The following is a 17,862-nucleotide window of genomic DNA, read 5'->3' as shown; positions in this document are numbered from 1 at the left end:
TCAGAATCTCCTCTCCATTTCTTTTGCTTCATCCCACAATTTGTCCATTTCTTCAAGTGACATTGCGGTCAATTCAAGTCCCTTTGCTGCCGCTTCTTTCTCAATATAAGCAAAGCGTCTGCGGAATTTGTCATTTGTCATGGCGAGCGCTTCCTCAGGCTCAATTTTATAGTATCGGCCGATATTGACCAATGCAAATAAAACATCGCCGAATTCAGCTTTTAAGCTGATTTCATCTGCTGATTCGGCGGAAGCCTCTGCAGAAAATTCCTTCAGCTCTTCATTTACTTTATCCCATATGTCCTGAACGTTATCCCAGTCAAAGCCGGTTTTTGCGGCTTTTTTCTGAAGCTTGGCGGCTTTCGCAAGAGAAGGCAGTGTTTTCGGCACGGCATCCAGCAATGAAGAGGATGTTGTTTGCTTTTCCGCCTTTTTGATTTCTTCCCAGTTGGCGACGACATCATGTTCATCCTGAACCTTAACATCCTTAAACACGTGCGGGTGCCGTCTGACCATCTTCGCACTGATGTCTCTGATGACATCATCAATTGAGAAATACCCCTCGTCTTCTCCGATCTGGGCGTGCAGCATAACCTGAAGCATGACGTCCCCGAGTTCTTCTATCATGTGATCCGTGTCCTCTTCGTCAATGGCCTCAAGCAGTTCGTAGCATTCCTCAATCATATATTTCTTTAATGACTGGTGTGTCTGCTTTTGATCCCACGGACAGCCGTTCGGCCCGCGAAGCTCGCGAATAATACTTCGGAATGCAGAAAATTCCTGGTAAAGGAGTTCTTCTTTTTTAATCGGCGGAACATACACGCTTGTTAAGTTATTTATTTCTACATTGCGGTCAAGTTCAAACAAAGGCACCTTGGTCATCTTTTCTCCCTTGCTTCCGGCTGCCGTGACGATGACCACTTCATAATCGTCAGGCAATTTCTCCATAAGCGTCAGCTTTACCTCAGAGGCCGTCATCTGGTCATAAACCTGGCAAATGATCAGGTGATGGCGGAGTTCGAGCTCATCCGGCGTCATTGTTTGCGCATCCGTAAATTGAAACCCTTCAATCGGATCAATTCGCAATGCATTAAAAGTGGCATCCAGAAAGCTTTGCCCTCCGGCAGTATGAACAGCTATCTGTTGTTCTTCCCGGCGTTCAAATAACAGCTGAACGGTTTTCTCAGCGACAAACGGATGCCCGGGTACAGCGTAGACGATATCCTCTTGCTTCGCTTTTTCAAACAGAATGTCCGCGATCTCTTCATAGACCGCTTCAAACTGATCATGTTTTTCATAAATATCATCAAAATACCGGATGTCCGCTTCCGTCTCTTGCTCTAATTCCGGAATCAAAGGGTGGTCTTTCGTTCTTATATATAAATGCTTCGCCTGAGTCAGCAGCTTATGTACGCCCACTGTCAACTGATCCATGTCTCCGGCGCCGAGGCCGACGACCGTAATGTTACCTGCCATGTTTTTCTCTCCTCTTTTTCAATTTGCTTAAAGCACTGCCGAAAGGAAGGCCGCTCAGCTCTTCGTCCGTGAAAATCTTCATTCTTATCATACAATAAATAAACAATAGCCCTCCGATGACTGACGCAGACAGACTCTCACATACAGCTCCGGCCCTGCTGACAGGAACAAATAACTGCCAAAGCTTCATATATACGAGCAGAAAGAAGACCATCAGCAGGCTGCACCAGCATAGACGGGCAATCACGCCGCCGATATTCGTCAGCCAGCCCTTCGACCAAATTCTCCGGAGATTCAGGCACGCAACTGCGGCAAATGCCAAGACGGTCGCCAGTGCCGCTCCTGTAATACCCCAGCCGGGGACCAGCCAAACATTCAGCACCCATTTCAGCGCCCCTCCCGCCAAAACGGATACGGCGGGGAAAACGGTATGTCCCGCTCCTTGCAGAATCGCGGCTGCCGTAAGCGCAATCGAGGCAAAAAAGATAGATAAGCTGAATATTTGTAAGGTCTGCGTCCCCTCACTGTTTTGGAAAAGCATGATATTCATCGGCTCTAAAATGCAAAAAAGCCCGGCTGATGCACCGATCCCTACCGCAAGGCAGAGCTTGACGGCTGATGTCGCTTTCTCTTTTATGATAAACGGCTTATTCTCATGCACCGCTTTTGAAATTGAAGGAACCAATGACGCGGCGATACTGACGGCAAACACGGTTCCCAGCTGAAGGAGCGGCTGTCCGCGGTCATATATGCCTTTCAGCTGTTTCGCGGCATGGCTCTCCGTCCCGTCTGAAAGCAGTGAATATAAGTTTAAGGCGTCTACAAGCTGAAGCAAAAGCATAAGTACACTGCTGATACAGATGGTGACTGAATAAAGCAGCAGCTTTTTTATAATGACGGCCGTTTCGATATGTCCGCCGTCCTTCTTTGTTTCTTCCCGCTTATACCAGAAAACAGCCAATACACAAAGGGCTGCCAAGCTTCCGGCAATTGATCCCGAGGCCGCCCCCGCACCCGCCGCGTATAATGAACGGCCGTTTTTCAAAAGCCAGAAGGATAAACCGAGAAGCACCGCCACGCGAAGAAGCTGTTCCGTAATCTGGGATAAGGCTGACGGCATCATATCATGCACGCCTTGGAAATACCCCCTGAAAACCGCCGTAAACGGAAACAGTATGAAAGCGAACGCCGCGACCCTTATCAGCATCACAAGGCGGGCGTCACCCATAAAACCGGCCAACGGCGCCGCGCCGGCATACATGAGCGCAAACAGAACAAGTCCGGCCGCCGTGACATAAAGGGCGGAAATTTTCATTATTTTTTGTTTATGATCGCTATAATCGTTCATTAATTTTGAGATGATCACCGGAAAACCGGATGTTGACAGCATGACCGCGATCCCTAAAAACGGATACACCTGCTGATAAATGTAAAATCCGACGTCACCGACAATATTCTGAAAAGGAACCCTGTACACGGCGCTTAATATCTTCGTCACGATGCCCGCAACGACGAGCACAAAAGCACCTTTCCATGCCGATTGCCGCTTGGCGCCAACTGAATCGTTCATCCAAAAGCTCCTTCCAGCCGCTAGAAAATTACGTCTATAAAACGAGCTTATTATATCACAATCCTAACGGCCGAACCGATAGAGAGCACATATGAATATGAAAAAGAACAGCACTTGTATAAGAGCTGTTCTTTCCCCGTTTCTTATTTCAATAATGGTAATAAGACCTACTGCTCCATTTGTCTCGCCAAAAAACTGGCTGCCGTTTCTACCGCTTTATGCTCTACTTCTCCAAGCGCCTGTTCCTTGGAAAAGATGACTACGGCACCGATAGGATCGCCATTTGCCACGATCGGAGCGATTGTATAGGAGCTCATATCTTCATCAATGTCATTAACAAGCTGCGCGGACTTCACGTCGTTTTCTACCACTGAGCTGCGCTGATCCATCGTTTTTTCGAGCAAATCGCTGATGGCTTTGTTCAGAAATTCTTTTTTCGAACTGCCTGAAACGGCAATATACGCGTCACGGTCGCAAATCAAAACGGAATGGCCGAGACTGTCATACAAAGCATCTGCATATTCCTTCGCAAAATCGCCAAGCTCACTGATAGGAGAATATTTTTTCAATATAACTTCTCCGTCGCGGTCAACGAATATTTCAAGCGGGTCTCCTTCCCTGATTCGCAGTGTTCTCCGAATTTCTTTAGGAATGACGACCCGTCCTAGATCATCAATACGACGTACGATACCTGTAGCTTTCATCTCTCTGGTGCCTCTCTTTCATGTGATGATATTTAAGGGAAAGTACTAAAGCTCTTTACTTTATGTAGCTTCCGCCACTCGCTTGAAATTAGTATCCGTCACATCAAATGTAATATACACCAGAGAGTAACAATTTTTATGAAGACGCGATTGTTTCTTTCTTCACATCCTGAAGGCCTTTCAGCATGCCGAGCACGGTCTCCAGCCACTCTTCCGTTTTGCGGCCTTTCGTCTGTACTGAGATTTTCAGCTTTTTCCCTTCCATTCCCAGTCCGATCTGCCGGCCGTATTTATTGCCGAGTTCGAACAATTTCTGGCCGTCAATCTGTGCGCTGGCCTCTTCAGAAATGGTAAATCTGATCGCGTCTTTATCCTGCTTGATGAGTTCGACGCGTTCATATTTTCCGTATACCTTCATCTCAGCAACCGTAAACAGCCATTCAACCTCTTTAGGGTAGCTGCCGAACCTGTCGATGATTTCATCTTGAAGCTCATTTTTCTCCTCAATTGTGGCGATCGACCGGAAGCGTTTATACATGTCGATTTTTTGCTTACCGTCTTGTATATAGTTTTCAGGAATATACGCGTCTAGCTCGATATCGATTTCTGTCTCAAACTGTTCGCTTTTCGGAATATCGCCTTTCCGCTCTTCAATCGCTTCCTTGAGCATTTGCGAGTACAGGTCAAAACCGACTGAGTCGATAAAGCCGTGCTGCTGGGCGCCGAGAAGGTTCCCCGCTCCCCTGATCGTCAAGTCACGCATGGCGATTTTAAAGCCAGATCCCAGCTCGGTAAATTCTTTAATCGCCTGCAGCCGTTTTTCCGCCACCTCAGTGAGCACTTTGTCTCTGCGGTACGTAAAATACGCGTAAGCGACGCGGTTGGAACGGCCGACCCGTCCTCTCAGCTGATACAGCTGAGACAGCCCCATTTTGTCTCCGTCGAACACAATCAAGGTATTGACATTCGGTATATCTACGCCTGTCTCAATAATAGTCGTGCTGACAAGGACGTCTGATTCCCCTTCCAGAAAATTGAGCATGACGCTTTCCAATTCATTTTCAGTCATTTTTCCGTGGGCATATGCCACTTTCGCATCGGGAACAAGCATGGAAATTTCATCAGCCTTCCGCTCGATGTCATCCACGCGGTTGTACAAGAAATATACCTGTCCTCCGCGCGCCAGTTCTCTTTCGATGGCTTCCCGCACAAGCGCGCCATTGTATTCCACGACATATGTCTGAACAGGGAAACGGTTTTCCGGCGGCGTTTCAATAACAGATAAGTCCCGCACACCGAGCATGGACATATGAAGCGTACGCGGTATCGGCGTCGCTGTAAGAGTCAGCACATCGACATTGGCTTTGATCTGTTTGATTTTTTCCTTATGCGTTACGCCAAAGCGCTGCTCTTCATCAATGATGAGCAAGCCGAGATCTTTATAGACGACGTCTTTAGATAAGAGCCTGTGGGTTCCGATTACGATGTCTACCGTTCCGTTTTTCAGGCCTTTAATCGTTTCATTGGATTCTTTTCTCGTTCTGAATCGGCTGAGAAGACCGATGTTAATCGGATAGTCCTGAAAACGCTCCATAATGGTTTCATAATGCTGCTGCGCGAGTATTGTCGTCGGCACAAGAAGCGCGACCTGCTTTCCGTCTGCGATCGCTTTAAAAGCCGCTCGGATGGCTACCTCCGTCTTCCCGTAACCGACATCACCGCAAAGCAAACGGTCCATCGGGCGCTCTCTTTCCATGTCCTTTTTAATCTCCTGAATGGAACGGAGCTGGTCCTCTGTTTCCTGATAAGGGAAAGCAGATTCGAACTGCCGCTGCATTTCATGATCCGGCGAGAACGCATAGCCTTTGCTTGCTTCCCGTTCCGCATAAAGCTTAATCAGATCATCGGCAATATCCTGAACGGAGTTTTCAACTTTTTTCTTCACCCGTTTCCATTCACTGCCGCCCAGTTTATAAAGCTTCGGTTCTTTTCCTTCAGAGCCGACGTACTTCTGCACCTGGTCGATTTGTTCTACAGGGACGTACAGCTTATCGCTGCCCTGATAATGAATGTTGAGGTAATCTTTATGAATGCCTTTGATTTCTAGTGTTTCGATCCCCAAATACTTACCGATCCCGTGGTTGACGTGGACGACATAGTCACCGACCTGAAGCTCGGAATAGCTTTTGATCCGTTCGGCATTTGTCAGCTTCTGCTTTCTCGGCTTTTTCTTAATTCGGTTTTTGAACAGCTCTTCCTCCGTAATGACGGCCAGCTTCATCAGCGGCAGTTCAAAACCGGATTGCAGCTCGCCTTCCATGACATAGACCTGTCCTTGCACAAGCGCTTTGGAGCTGTCCGTTTTTGCGGCTTCAATTTCGTAATCAGCCAGCACGGATGCCAATCTGTCGGTTCTGTCCTTATTCGCGCCTAAAAAGACGACGGTGAAGTTTGATTTCTTAAAGCGCTCCATTTCACCTGCAAGCACATTCATCTGCCCGTGAAAACTCTGCATCTGCCTGCTTGTCACATTCACGATATTCTGAGGGCTTGTATGCTGGACATGACGCAAAAATAATGAATAATAAATAGCCGGGCGCCGCTTTTCGCTCATAAGCTCCTGAAAGCTGAAGGATAAATGAATGTCGTGCAGAATTTTCCCTTCCTCGAGCAGACTTGTCGTAAATTCGGCCTCTTCTTTTTGCAGCTGATCCTCCATTTCATGAATGCGGCTGACCTCGTCTAACAGTAACAACGTGTCTGCCGGTGTATAATCTAGCAAACTAGCAGGCTTTTCGTAAAAGTACGAGAGATACTTCACAAGTTCCTGATCAGTCTGTCCCGTTGATAACCGTTCTTTATCATGTGAGATATTGATATGAAGCATTTCCTTTTGTTTGTCCTGCTTCAGCTTTTTCAGACTGTCGGCAAGCCCTTTATCGAGCCTTTCCATCGCACGGGCTTTTTCTTCCGCCCTGATGATCAATTCCTTCGCCGGTCCTATCGCCACATGTTTGAGCGTCTCAATTGATCTCTGGTCATCAGAATTGAAGCTTCTGATGGAATCGACCTCCGTATCAAACAGTTCAATTCGCACCGGATGCTCCGACGTCAGCGGATAAATGTCGATAATTCCGCCGCGAATACTGAATTCACCGGGTGCAGAAACCATATCGGAACGCTCATACCCCACCTCTACAAGGCGCGCGGACAGCTGATCCGGTTCTATTTCGTCTCCGAGTGAAATGACGAGCTGGCTGCTTTTCCACAGCTCCTTCGGCGGAAGCATTCTTCTCACTGCCGCAACGGGCGCCACAACGACCGGCGCTTCTCCGTTTGTTAATCTATTAATGACATCAAGCCGCTGAGCGCGCAGTTCAGGGCTCGCTACCGCAATTTCTGAAGAAATCAATTCATTTACGGGGTATAAAAAAACAGATTGATCCCCGAGAAGCGCCGTCAGATCTTCCGTCACTTTTTGGGCCTGATATAAATTATGGGTGATAAAGAAAATCGGCCTTTTCGTTTCCTGTGCAAGGGCGGAGGTAAAAACAGAACGCGCGGAACCTGACAGACCCGCAAGCAGCTGTTCCTTCAGCCCCTCATGTAAACCGTTGACAATGGATTTAAAATCATCGCTTTCTTTAATAAAGGTTTGAATGTTGTCCATATGGGCCCTCCTCTCTATTTTCTGCAAGAACAGAAAAACGCTTTGGTCTAGAATCTACACCAAAGCTTCTTATTGAATAAATGTGTTGTGTTCATGGTAGTGCGGATTGCGTTCCAGCGCCTCTTGGCAGTCTTCACAAATTGTAAGAACATGGACATCTCCATTGTCTTTATATGAAATCATATCGTTTCTTTCCTCATTTGTTAAGTGCTGAAATCCAAGTGACTGTGTCGGCACCGTCGAATATTCCAGGCTCCCTACCTTAAAGCCGCAGTGGCGGCAGAAATAATGCAAAGCCATACGTTGGACCTCCTGATGTGAAAAAATCATTTTTCCCTAGTATGGTCTCCCATTATTTATCTTATACATTTGCATTAAATTCGTTCATGACTTCTAAAAATGGTTTCGTTAAGGAAGCTTCGCAGGCTTTTACGGTTTTTGAGACGGCATCATTGATATTCGGCAATTCTTCCTTCGTAAAAGCTCCCAGTACATAGTCAACGACTTTCATTCCGCCAGCGGGGCGGCCGATTCCGATTCTGACCCGGTCAAATTCGGGGGTTCCGAGGTGCTGTATAAGCGATTTAATTCCGTTATGTCCGCCTGCGCTCCCCTTCGTCCGGAGCCTGATTTTTCCCGTCGGAAGATCAAGGTCATCGTATATGACTTTCAGATCTTCATGATCGGCATCATAATAATCCAGTAGCGGCCGCAAACATTCCCCTGATAAATTCATATATGTAAGCGGTTTAACAAGTAGAACTTTTTTTCCGGAAACAAACCCCATTCCGTAAAGTCCGTTGAATTTCGTTTTATTCAGTTCAATATTCCATTCTTTAGAAAGCTCGTCAATGGCCATAAAGCCGACATTATGTCTCGTGTTCTCGTAGGTTTTCCCGGGGTTACCGAGACCGGCAATCACAAGCATCGTAAATCCTCCCTCAACATCGCTGTAATTCTTCTCATTCTAGCACAAAAGACGTAACCTCGGGCGGGTTACGTCTTAAAGCGCTTATTGATTTTCTCCTTCGGGCTCTTCCCCAGGAGACGGTTCTGCATCTTCTTCGAATGCTTCCTGCTTAGGAGGAAGGATGGAAGCCACGACTTCTTCCGGGTCGTTTGTAAATGTATAATTGCCGTCAGCAGTCAGATCTGCGATGGTCAGCACATCATTCATTTCAAGTCCTGAAATATCAACATTGATTGTCTGAGGGATGTCCTTCGGTCTGGCCTTAATCGAAAGCTCATGCAGCGGCTGCTGGATGACGCCTCCGTCTTTGACTCCCTTCGCCTCTCCCGTCAGCTGAATCGGCACCTCGGCCTCCAGCTCCTCACTCATATTCACGACTTGAAAATCGGCGTGCGTCAATTCGTTTTTGAGCGGGTCTGTCTGAAGATCAGTCACCATAACCGATTGCTGATTTCCGTTGACATCAATTGTGATAATCGTGTTTTTTCCTTCGTCCCGCAATGTTTTAAGCAATTCGACACTGTCTAAAGAGACAGGCGTATTCGTTGTTTCTTTACCGTATATAATCCCTGGAACATGTCCTGAATGACGGATTTTCCGAAGCGTCGAACGTTTAAAATCTGTTCTTTCATTTGCTTTTAAAGTTGCCATATTCAGCACCATCCTAATTATCGTTTTATCGTCCTATTAGAACAATACCCACAATAACTGGGATTTAAACCTTAAAGTTTCGGTTTAGCTGAATAAATAGCTGACAGATTGTTTCTCGTGAACGCGGATAATCGCTTCAGCCAGAAGCGGTCCGACAGAAAGCTGCTTAAAGCGGTCGATTTTTTTCTCATCAGGAAGCTTAATGCTGTTCGTTACGACAAGCTCCTTGATTTTAGAGTTATTGATCCGCTCAACGGCAGGGCCTGACAGTACAGGGTGCGTACAGCATGCATACACTTCTGCAGCTCCGTTTTCAACCAGCGCGTTAGCGGCAAGTGTGATTGTGCCGGCCGTATCAATAATATCATCGATCAGAATCGCTGTTTTACCTTCCACGTTACCGACGATATTCATCACTTCTACCTCATTCGGTCTAGGACGGCGTTTGTCGATAATCGCGATCGGCGCTTTCAGACGGTCCGCAAGTTTGCGGGCGCGCGTCACACCGCCGTGGTCAGGAGAAACAATGACGATATCTTTCAAGTCTTTACCTTCAAAGTAATGGCCTAAAATCGGAACACCCATTAAGTGGTCAATCGGAATATCAAAGAAACCTTGAATTTGCGGCGCGTGTAAATCAAGCGCGATCACGCGTGTCGCACCCGCTGTTTCAAGCAGGTTTGCAAAAAGTTTTGCCGTAATCGGTTCACGTGATCTTGCTTTTCTGTCCTGGCGCGCATAACCGTAGTACGGAATGACAATGTTGATTGTTTTCGCGGAAGCGCGCTTTAAAGCGTCAACCATAATCAGCAATTCCATAATGTGCTCATTAACCGGCGCACTTGTAGACTGAATGATATAGCAATCACAGCCGCGAATACTTTCTTCTATGTTGATCTGGACCTCTCCGTCACTGAATCTTGTAACAGAGCACTTTCCTAATTGAACCCCTACATTATCCGCGATTTCTTTTGCAAGTTCTGGATTTGAATTCAAAGAAAAAATCTTTAAATTCTTATCTCCGTATTCGTTAGACATGGTAAACCTCCGATTTTAGGATTATTTTTTATGAATGTTTTTCACATAATCTTCTTTATTTACTTGTCTTGCTCTGGCAATGGCAAGCGCTTCGCCCGGCACATCTTCAGTTACGGTTGAACCCGCAGCGACGTACGCGCCTTCTCCCACTGTAACAGGAGCGACCAGATTGGAGTTGCAGCCAATAAAGGCGCCGTCTTCAATTTTGGTTAAATACTTTTTCTTCCCATCATAATTGACCGTGATGGAGCCGCAGCCCAGATTCACATCCGTGCCCACTTCGGCATCACCGATATAGCTTAAATGAGATGCTTTGCTTCGGTCGCCGAATTGTGTTTTCTTGATTTCAACAAAGTTTCCGATCTTCACTTCATTGCCGATTGCGGAATCGGGTCTGATGTGAGCAAAAGGACCGATATTTACATCATTCCCAACTTTGCTGCGATTGACAACGGATTGTTTAATCACAGTGCGGCTGCCGATTGAGCTGTCCTCTATCTCAGTGTGAGGGCCGATGACACATTCATCGCCGATTTCAGCTTGTCCCTTTAACACAGTTCCGGGATAAATAACTGTATCTTGTCCGATACGTGCGTCAGGTGAGATGTACGTATTCATCGGATCGATTAAAGTGACTCCGTTCTGCATATGCCGTTTGTTAATACGCTCTTTCATATACATTTCAGCCTGAGAAAGAGCGACTCTATCATTCACTCCGAGCGTCTCTTGGAAGTTACCAGTCTGGTAAGCGGCAACAGTTTCGCCTTCGTCTTTGAGGATTTCGATCACATCCGGCAGATAATACTCGCCTTGGGCATTTTCATTCGAAACCTGTTCGATGACACGAAAAAGAGCCTCGTTATCAAAACAGTACGTTCCCGTGTTAATTTCTTTCACAAGACGTTCTTGCTCCGAAGCATCCTTGTGCTCCACGATTTTTTGAACGGCGCCGTCTTCACTGCGGATGATTCTTCCGTATCCGGCGGGATCGTCGGCAACGGCCGTTAACACCGTGGCTTTTGCACCTTTGTCTGTATGTTCATTCAGCATGGCTTCCATCGTCTCCGCCGTCAGAAGCGGTGTATCGCCGCAAATAACGATCGTGACACCCTTTTCTCCGTGAAGAAATGGTTTTGCCTGTTTGACCGCATGAGCCGTACCGAGCTGTTCTGCTTGGAGAGCGTAATCGCTTTTCTGTCCGAGCTGCTTCTTCACATCTTCGGCGCCGTGTCCTACGATGGTGACAAGCTTCGCTAAAGATAATTTCAGAGCTTCGTCTGCGACGTGCTCTACCATAGGCTTTCCGCATACCGGATGAAGGACCTTGTAAAGCTTCGATTTCATTCTCGTTCCTTTTCCGGCAGCTAAAATCACTGCAAACCGCTTATCCATTTAATGGCCTCCAATATCCCTTTTATCCATAGAAAAATATATCCTAAATAGCTGTTGATTTCAAGAAGACATCAAAAAGTGCAAGAATTTTCTATGTAATCGCTTTATTACTGAAAAATCAGATTTAAAAAAGGACTGCCGGAAAAGGCCTTGTGTCAGCCTTTATCAGCAGTCCTTACATTTTGTTATGTTTAAGAAGCCCCGGCTTCTTCATATTCTAATGCTTCAGAGTCACCCAAACGATGATACTCATTTAAAACAGCATCCTGGATCTTGCCCCGCGTGCTGGAATTAATAGGATGAGCAATATCGCGGAATTCTCCATCAGGGGTGCGTTTACTCGGCATCGCAACGAAAAGACCATTGTTTCCATCAATCACACGAATATCATGTACGACAAATTCGTGATCCAGCGTGATGGATGCAATCGCTCTCATGCGACCATCGGTATTCACGCGGCGTAATCTTACGTCAGTAACTTCCACAGTAGTTCACCACCTTTTCCCTATATAAAAGCATTAGTCTAACAATTCCACGATTCTTTTTAAATTCCTGCACGTTTCAAAAAGTTTTTTTGAAAATATAGGATATACATACACAATTAGGTGATAAACCATATTTGGGGATCATATACTGCATAAAAAAAGTGATCCCGGAGACCGGAACCACTTTTCTGAGATTTAAGATTTCACCAGCGCAATGACTTCAATTTCCACGAGAGCGTCTTTCGGCAGTCTCGCCACTTCCACACAAGACCTTGCCGGCTTATGTACATCAAAGTATTGTCCGTACACTTCATTCACTTCCGCAAACTGCTCCATATCAGCAATAAACACCGTTGCTTTTACAACCGTCTCGAGCGAAGCGCCCGCTTCTTTCAGCACAGCTTTTAAATTGCTGAACACCTGATGCGTTTGTTCTGTGATATCACCGTTTACCATTTCTCCTTCAGCAGTAAGAGGAATCTGGCCTGAGCTGTAAAACATGTTGTTTACGATGATTCCCTGTGAATATGGCCCGATCGCTGCCGGCGCGTGCTTTGTATGGATTGCTTTTGTCATTTTTCTGTCTCCCCATTCTTTAAATGCTGTTCTTTAAAAAATCGCAGAAAATTGCCGTTTTGAATCTCAATCGTTTTGTCTTTCATATTGATGGTTGAAAGCGTGAGCAGTGACATGTATTCATCGACAAGCCGTTCATTCACTCCCTCGGCTTCAACCAAGACGCCTATTCCCGCGACGTTTGCATTAAACTCATCAAGCAGGCTGATCATGCCGTTAATGGTGCCGCCGGCTTTCATAAAGTCGTCAATAATCAAAACGTTCGAACCCGTAGCCAAACTTCTTTTCGCAAGCGACATCGTTTGGATGCGGTTAGATGACCCTGATACATAATTGATGCTCACCGTGGAGCCTTCAGTCACTTTGTTGTCCTTTCGCACGATGACAACCGGAACGTTCAGATAACTGGCCGCTGCGTAAGCAAGAGGGATTCCTTTTGTCGCAACGGTCATCACCACATCAATCTCCCGCTCCGCAAAAACGGAAGCAAAAAGCCTGCCTACATGAGAGAGGACAGATGGCTTTCCTAAGATATCCGTTAAATATACATAACCGCCCGGAAGGATACGCTCAGGATTTACTAAAGACTGTCCCAGCTCCTGTATAAACGCTTCTGCTTCAGCCTGTTTCACTTTCGGAATGTATTTGACGCCTCCGGCAGCTCCCGGCACTGTAAGCAGCGTCCCAATGCCTTGCTGTTCAAAGGTCTGTTTAATAATCGTTAAATCTTCACTGATTGATGACTTTGCTGATTGATACCGTTCTGAGAAAAATGTTAACGGTATTAATTCATGCGGATGGGTTAACAAATAATTTGTTAAGTCCACCAATCTGCCGCTGCGACGAAACTTCATGAACTTACCCCCAAAATCCGAATAATTTAAAAATAATATAACTTAACATACGGATTTAATCAAGAGCATTCTGTTCGCCGATCATCCGCACCGCGTACACTTGATCACAGAAACCTCTTAACCCGTTATAAATCCGCTGCACCTTCGATTCGTATTGAACCAAACCGAATACAGTCGGTCCGCTTCCGCTCATTAACACCGCATCAGCGCCGAAGCGTTTCATTTGATTTTTAATCATCGCCACCTCGGGATGGAGGCTGAGCGTAACCGACTCCAATACGTTTCCTAATTGTCCGCATACCTTTTGGAAGCTTTTTTCTTCAATCGCGTCAATCATCGCCTGCACATCAGGATGCCGAACCTGCTGTAAGTTCAGCCGGCGGTACACTTCGGCAGTCGATACCCCGATCGTCGGTTTGGCGAGCACGACCCAGCAATGAGGCGGAGCACTAATGTGCCTGATCTTCTCACCGCGTCCGGTTGCCAAGGCAGTGCCTCCGTATACACAGAAGGACACGTCTGAACCGATTTCAGCTCCAAGCTCCGCGAGCTCTTCGACAGAAAGCTTTAAATCCCAAAGCCTGTTCAGCCCTCTGAGCGTGGCTGCCGCATCGCTGCTTCCGCCGGCAAGGCCTGCCGCAACAGGGATCACTTTTGTAATCATAATGGAAACGCCTTTTTTGACTTGAAACCGTTCTTTAAGCAGTTTGGCTGCCTGATAAGCCAGATTCCTTTGATCATCCGGAACAAAGCGATTATGCGACGCCACTCTGATAACGTTTTCGGGCAGTTCTGTCAGTTCAATCCGATCTGCCAAATCAATTGTCGTCATGATCATCTCCACTTCGTGATAACCATCCGGGCGTTTACTCGTCACATCGAGGGACAGATTGATTTTGGCCGGCGCTTTTTCTAAAATACGCATAGCTTTCACCTACTTCTCCATCTAAACATAAGTATGAACATTGTATCACATTTGGAGACCCGGAGGTACTTATCCGAAATTGACGCCGGTTTTGACAGCCGATAGAAAAAACCGGGGAACGGATTGTCCCCCGGGCCACTGCATTATCGGTTATTTTGGTTCTGAGCCGCCATCTGCTGTTCGGCAATCTCAATCGCGCGCTTTACCATATTCCCGGCGTCACGCGCCCGAATGCCTCCCCAGCCCTCGTTTTTCACCGTATCGTAAAAACCAAGGTCCTTCGCCAGCTCATATTTGAACTCATCTGACATAACTCCACGACGTCTGCCCAAACGAAACAACCCCTTTTATAGAATTGATCACCATTCGTGCACGCCACGATAAAACATGTGACACTTATAGCTTCCGTTTAATCGGCTGAAACTTTCGAGGGAATAATTAGAAGAGCTTTAGAAGGCAAAACAAAAAGCAGTAAACAAAAGGTTCACTGCCCATTAAAATGCTACTGAGCTTGCCGCATCGTCATTGAATGTCAATTCAACAGTCTCAGTCAGAATATCAGCATAACTGTATGAAACTCTTTCAAACGAATTCTCGTCTTGATCTAGTTGTATCACAAAAACAGAAGGGTACGTCTCAGCTAAAATGCCCGAACGCTCAATCGTTTTTCGGCGGCCGCCGTTTGCTTTTAACGTAAGCCGTTTACCTAAATTCCCATCAAGCGATCTTTTTATATCGGACAACGTCTTCGCCATTGCATCCACCTCACTACATTTATTGTACAACAAGAGCCCAATTTTGTCAAATAAAATTTAAATTATATCAACGTTAATAAGTCATTGTCAACAAAATTATTTTGACAAAATTCTATTGATTTCTGCGTTATTTTTCACAAGTTCCGGAAATTTATGTATCAATATGTAAAATAATTAACCCGCATAGCGAAATATATGCGGGTTTTATCACTCATCCATTTGATTTATACGGCATACCGACACGCAGCACACCCTTCGTTTCAATTCCTCCCAGCCCTTTCTCTCTCGTCAGCGTATTTCTCAGGACATCCCATACATTGATCCGCTCCATAAACGGGGTGAAGCTGATTTTCGCGACAATATATACCGGGTCAAGCGCATGGATATTGACGCGTGACGGCGAACTTGCAAAATTCGCGCCTGCCCTGATTAAAGACTCGAAATGAGATTGGCACGCCCCCGCGAATATGACCAGCTGATCCAAATGAGGTACTTTACGCCTCGCTCTTTGAACGGTTTCGACAAAGTGTTTGGAATGCCTGTAGGCGCTTAAATCGTTCACGCCTCCCTTATGCTTGGAATATGCATCATGGCCGGTGATGACTAAAATATCCGGCCTGTATTTATCAAGCAGCTCGTCAATTGATGCCGGCATTTTTTTCTCATGGCAATGAATTCCGTATACCGGCACACCGATTTTTTCATAAAAGTTCAGGCACTTTTTCAAATAGGCCTCATCGCCGTCCAGATGCAATACCTTTCCGGGCATATGAAAGTAGTGCTCCTGATGCTGATATTGATTTGTCGCATAATATTCCTGTTTTTCCCGAAGCAGCTTATAATCCTGGCGGAGCAGCTCGAGAGATTCATTCATCCTGCTTTCATCTCTTTTCTTTCTCATGGCCTGTTCGTCTTTTCTGACAGGCTCCAAATCAGAAAAATCAGCATCCGCAATCAATCTGACTTCGTCACCATGCAGGATGGCAATTGAATTCCCATTGCTTGTTTGCTCTATACCGATAATGCGAAATAAAACATCCATTTGATAGGATTTCCTGGCTACCATATCTCCTATTTGAAATTGCACGTTACCCACTCCACAAATAGACTAAGCCTCATCATGAAAGAAGTCTTGGCAAATACACCTCTTTCCGCTGCGGCGCTTGATGTTTCAAGCTTTTCTTGCAGTTGAATGAATAAGGTTCTCCTCTAGCCTATGTAGCGGCAGTCCAAGTGGTGACGCAAAACAAAAAGCCCTCTTAGAAAAGGGCTTTATGCAATCCGTTGGACAGGAGCGCGAATTCTTCTATGGACAGGGATTCACCGCGCCGCTTTCCGTCAATATTCGTTTCTTGAAGAACTTCTTCAATTTGAGCTTTTTTCTCTTTTCCGCCCGGAAGATTGTTCACAAGGTTGTTCAGCAAGGTTTTCCGGCGCTGTGCGAAGCTTGCTTTAATCAGCTGGAAGAAAAACGGTTCATTATCGACGTCAACCGCCGGGCCGTCACGAAGCAAGAGACGGATGACGGCTGAATCGACATTAGGCTGAGGCACAAACACCGTTTTCGGGACGGTCATGACGGTTTTGGCCTCCGTATAGAACTGAACCGCAATGGAAAGCGATCCGTACTCCTTAGAGGAAGGATCAGCGGCCATCCGCTCAGCGACCTCTTTTTGCAGCATCACGACAATCCCTTTTAACGGAAGATGTTCTTCCAAGAGCTTCATGATGATCGGCGTCGTCACATAATATGGGAGATTCGCCGTCACCATAATTTCATCACAATCCTGAAACTGCTCTTCAATGACAGATTTGACGTCTGCTTTCAGCACATCTTGATGAATGATCGTTACATTGTCATACGGAGACAGCGTATCATTGAGAATGGGCAGCAGGCGCTGATCAATTTCAAACGCGACGACCTTTTTCGCCCGTTTGGCAAGCTGCTCTGTCAGCGCGCCGATTCCGGGCCCGATTTCAATGACTCCGGTCCGATCCGTAATTTCCGCATGGTCCACAATTCTGTCCAATATATTTGTATCAATTAAGAAATTCTGTCCCAGACTCTTTTTAAAAGAGAAACCGTACTTTTTCAGAATTTCCTTCGTTCTGATAGGTGTCGCGATATCTTTATTGTTCATCCTGTTCCTCCTGCCTCATAGCATCGAGCGCATCAATAAAATCACTTCTTTTGATTTGAAACATTTGCAGCCGTTTTTGAAGCTGCTTGCCGTTTGTATAGCCGATCTTCAGCAGGTCGCCCAATCGTTCGCGGCGTCTTTTGGCAGCCGGTCCGCCGATCAGACCGGCCTGTATGACATCTTCAGCTGAAATCTCACTCGGCTTTGCCTCCATCTCTTCATGCACATTTTCCAGACATGCTCTGATGCTTTCAATGGATGCGTGCTCAACGCCAATGCCGCGCTTGTTTTTCGGTTTGGCAAGATGTTTGGGCAGAAATGCGTGTTTACAACCGGGTACTGCTTCAGAAATGGTTTTCCGGATCTTTTCCCCCGGAAAATCCGGGTCCGTCAGCACGATGACCCCTCTCGTTTCCTGCGCCAGCCGAATCTGTCTGATGACTTCGTCTCCGATTGCGGAACCGTTTGTCTCGATCGTATCCGCATCAACGGCAAGTTTTATGCGCGCAGTGTCATCGCGTCCCTCGACTACAATAATTTCTTTAATTTTCATTACTTCCTCCAAAAAAACTTTTTATATCCAAAACGAAACCTTTGCTTACATGTCACGTCTAATATACTGAAAATACACTTTACCTATTATAACGAAAAAAAC

At 46.2% G+C, this 17,862-nt stretch carries 18 protein-coding genes; all 18 read right to left on the bottom strand.

The window, feature by feature from the left end:
- The gene (mazG, locus tag NYE38_RS00355; RefSeq protein ID WP_071181495.1) at positions 1-1,476 is read right to left on the bottom strand and encodes a nucleoside triphosphate pyrophosphohydrolase; all 1,476 of its coding nucleotides are present in this window, start codon (positions 1,474-1,476) and stop codon (positions 1-3) included.
- Complete coding sequence (locus NYE38_RS00350) at positions 1,466-3,046, bottom strand: polysaccharide biosynthesis protein (RefSeq protein WP_110085329.1); 1,581 nt, start codon at positions 3,044-3,046, stop codon at positions 1,466-1,468. Before NYE38_RS00350 ends, mazG begins: the two co-directional genes overlap by 11 nt.
- 167 nt (positions 3,047-3,213) lie before the next feature.
- Positions 3,214-3,750: a stage V sporulation protein T gene (spoVT, locus tag NYE38_RS00345; protein WP_004264646.1), complete on the bottom strand. Its 537-nt coding sequence runs from the start codon at positions 3,748-3,750 to the stop codon at positions 3,214-3,216.
- Positions 3,751-3,886: 136 nt separating this feature from the next.
- A complete protein-coding gene (gene mfd, locus NYE38_RS00340; protein ID WP_025650339.1) occupies positions 3,887-7,420 on the bottom strand; it encodes a transcription-repair coupling factor in 3,534 nt (1,177 codons plus the stop codon).
- A 69-nt stretch (positions 7,421-7,489) separates the two neighbouring features.
- Positions 7,490-7,720 carry an anti-sigma-F factor Fin family protein gene (locus NYE38_RS00335; RefSeq protein ID WP_004264650.1) on the bottom strand — a complete coding sequence of 77 codons (231 nt, stop codon included), beginning with the start codon at positions 7,718-7,720 and terminating at the stop codon, positions 7,490-7,492.
- 61 nt (positions 7,721-7,781) lie between these two features.
- Positions 7,782-8,348 carry an aminoacyl-tRNA hydrolase gene (gene pth, locus NYE38_RS00330; protein WP_014416725.1) on the bottom strand — a complete coding sequence of 189 codons (567 nt, stop codon included), beginning with the start codon at positions 8,346-8,348 and terminating at the stop codon, positions 7,782-7,784.
- 84 nt (positions 8,349-8,432) lie between these two features.
- The gene (locus tag NYE38_RS00325) at positions 8,433-9,041 is read right to left on the bottom strand and encodes a 50S ribosomal protein L25/general stress protein Ctc (protein WP_014416724.1); all 609 of its coding nucleotides are present in this window, start codon (positions 9,039-9,041) and stop codon (positions 8,433-8,435) included.
- Between the two features lie 84 nt (positions 9,042-9,125).
- Complete coding sequence (locus NYE38_RS00320) at positions 9,126-10,079, bottom strand: ribose-phosphate diphosphokinase (RefSeq protein ID WP_004264656.1); 954 nt, start codon at positions 10,077-10,079, stop codon at positions 9,126-9,128.
- Positions 10,080-10,100: 21 nt separating this feature from the next.
- A complete protein-coding gene (glmU, locus tag NYE38_RS00315; RefSeq protein WP_004264658.1) occupies positions 10,101-11,471 on the bottom strand; it encodes a bifunctional UDP-N-acetylglucosamine diphosphorylase/glucosamine-1-phosphate N-acetyltransferase GlmU in 1,371 nt (456 codons plus the stop codon).
- Positions 11,472-11,662: 191 nt separating this feature from the next.
- On the bottom strand, positions 11,663-11,956 hold the full coding sequence (gene spoVG / locus NYE38_RS00310) for a septation regulator SpoVG (RefSeq protein ID WP_004264660.1): 294 nt from the start codon (positions 11,954-11,956) through the stop codon (positions 11,663-11,665).
- A gap of 195 nt (positions 11,957-12,151) precedes the next feature.
- Positions 12,152-12,532 (bottom strand): 2-iminobutanoate/2-iminopropanoate deaminase, encoded by a 381-nt coding sequence (gene ridA, locus NYE38_RS00305; protein ID WP_004264663.1) that lies wholly within the window; start codon positions 12,530-12,532, stop codon positions 12,152-12,154.
- The gene (gene purR, locus NYE38_RS00300; RefSeq protein ID WP_004264666.1) at positions 12,529-13,386 is read right to left on the bottom strand and encodes a pur operon repressor; all 858 of its coding nucleotides are present in this window, start codon (positions 13,384-13,386) and stop codon (positions 12,529-12,531) included. The genes ridA and purR overlap by 4 nt, the downstream gene beginning before the upstream one ends.
- A gap of 55 nt (positions 13,387-13,441) precedes the next feature.
- Positions 13,442-14,311: a 4-(cytidine 5'-diphospho)-2-C-methyl-D-erythritol kinase gene (ispE, locus tag NYE38_RS00295; RefSeq protein WP_007409927.1), complete on the bottom strand. Its 870-nt coding sequence runs from the start codon at positions 14,309-14,311 to the stop codon at positions 13,442-13,444.
- A gap of 143 nt (positions 14,312-14,454) precedes the next feature.
- Complete coding sequence (locus NYE38_RS00290; RefSeq protein WP_011996172.1) at positions 14,455-14,643, bottom strand: small, acid-soluble spore protein, alpha/beta type; 189 nt, start codon at positions 14,641-14,643, stop codon at positions 14,455-14,457.
- Between the two features lie 162 nt (positions 14,644-14,805).
- Complete coding sequence (locus NYE38_RS00285; RefSeq protein ID WP_003218330.1) at positions 14,806-15,066, bottom strand: Veg family protein; 261 nt, start codon at positions 15,064-15,066, stop codon at positions 14,806-14,808.
- 211 nt (positions 15,067-15,277) lie between these two features.
- Positions 15,278-16,153 carry a sporulation peptidase YabG gene (yabG, locus tag NYE38_RS00280; protein ID WP_004264691.1) on the bottom strand — a complete coding sequence of 292 codons (876 nt, stop codon included), beginning with the start codon at positions 16,151-16,153 and terminating at the stop codon, positions 15,278-15,280.
- Between the two features lie 172 nt (positions 16,154-16,325).
- Positions 16,326-17,207, bottom strand: a complete 882-nt coding sequence (rsmA, locus tag NYE38_RS00275) for a 16S rRNA (adenine(1518)-N(6)/adenine(1519)-N(6))-dimethyltransferase RsmA (protein WP_004264694.1) — start codon at positions 17,205-17,207, stop codon at positions 16,326-16,328.
- Entirely contained in the window at positions 17,197-17,760 is a 564-nt protein-coding gene (gene rnmV, locus NYE38_RS00270) for a ribonuclease M5 (protein WP_004264696.1), read from the bottom strand. Before rnmV ends, rsmA begins: the two co-directional genes overlap by 11 nt.
- Positions 17,761-17,862: the final 102 nt, after the last annotated feature.

Origin of the sequence: Bacillus sp. EU63, from assembly GCF_038592915.1 — a bacterium.
Lineage (GTDB): Bacteria > Bacillota > Bacilli > Bacillales > Bacillaceae > Bacillus > Bacillus velezensis.
The sequence above is the reverse complement of the archived record's forward strand: the minus strand, read 5'-3'. Positions and strand labels throughout refer to the sequence as shown.

Excerpts from the sequence above, each read along its gene's own strand:
- mazG (WP_071181495.1), bottom strand. The coding sequence starts at position 1,476 with ATGGCAGGTAACATTACGGTCGTCGGCCTCGGCGCCGGAGACATGGAT.
- NYE38_RS00350 (WP_110085329.1), bottom strand. The coding sequence starts at position 3,046 with ATGAACGATTCAGTTGGCGCCAAGCGGCAATCGGCATGGAAAGGTGCT.
- spoVT (WP_004264646.1), bottom strand. The coding sequence starts at position 3,750 with ATGAAAGCTACAGGTATCGTACGTCGTATTGATGATCTAGGACGGGTC.
- mfd (WP_025650339.1), bottom strand. The coding sequence starts at position 7,420 with ATGGACAACATTCAAACCTTTATTAAAGAAAGCGATGATTTTAAATCC.
- NYE38_RS00335 (WP_004264650.1), bottom strand. The coding sequence starts at position 7,720 with ATGGCTTTGCATTATTTCTGCCGCCACTGCGGCTTTAAGGTAGGGAGC.
- pth (WP_014416725.1), bottom strand. The coding sequence starts at position 8,348 with ATGCTTGTGATTGCCGGTCTCGGTAACCCCGGGAAAACCTACGAGAAC.
- NYE38_RS00325 (WP_014416724.1), bottom strand. The coding sequence starts at position 9,041 with ATGGCAACTTTAAAAGCAAATGAAAGAACAGATTTTAAACGTTCGACG.
- NYE38_RS00320 (WP_004264656.1), bottom strand. The coding sequence starts at position 10,079 with ATGTCTAACGAATACGGAGATAAGAATTTAAAGATTTTTTCTTTGAAT.
- glmU (WP_004264658.1), bottom strand. The coding sequence starts at position 11,471 with ATGGATAAGCGGTTTGCAGTGATTTTAGCTGCCGGAAAAGGAACGAGA.
- ridA (WP_004264663.1), bottom strand. The coding sequence starts at position 12,532 with ATGACAAAAGCAATCCATACAAAGCACGCGCCGGCAGCGATCGGGCCA.
- purR (WP_004264666.1), bottom strand. The coding sequence starts at position 13,386 with ATGAAGTTTCGTCGCAGCGGCAGATTGGTGGACTTAACAAATTATTTG.
- ispE (WP_007409927.1), bottom strand. The coding sequence starts at position 14,311 with ATGCGTATTTTAGAAAAAGCGCCGGCCAAAATCAATCTGTCCCTCGAT.
- NYE38_RS00285 (WP_003218330.1), bottom strand. The coding sequence starts at position 15,066 with ATGGCGAAGACGTTGTCCGATATAAAAAGATCGCTTGATGGGAATTTA.
- rsmA (WP_004264694.1), bottom strand. The coding sequence starts at position 17,207 with ATGAACAATAAAGATATCGCGACACCTATCAGAACGAAGGAAATTCTG.
- rnmV (WP_004264696.1), bottom strand. The coding sequence starts at position 17,760 with ATGAAAATTAAAGAAATTATTGTAGTCGAGGGACGCGATGACACTGCG.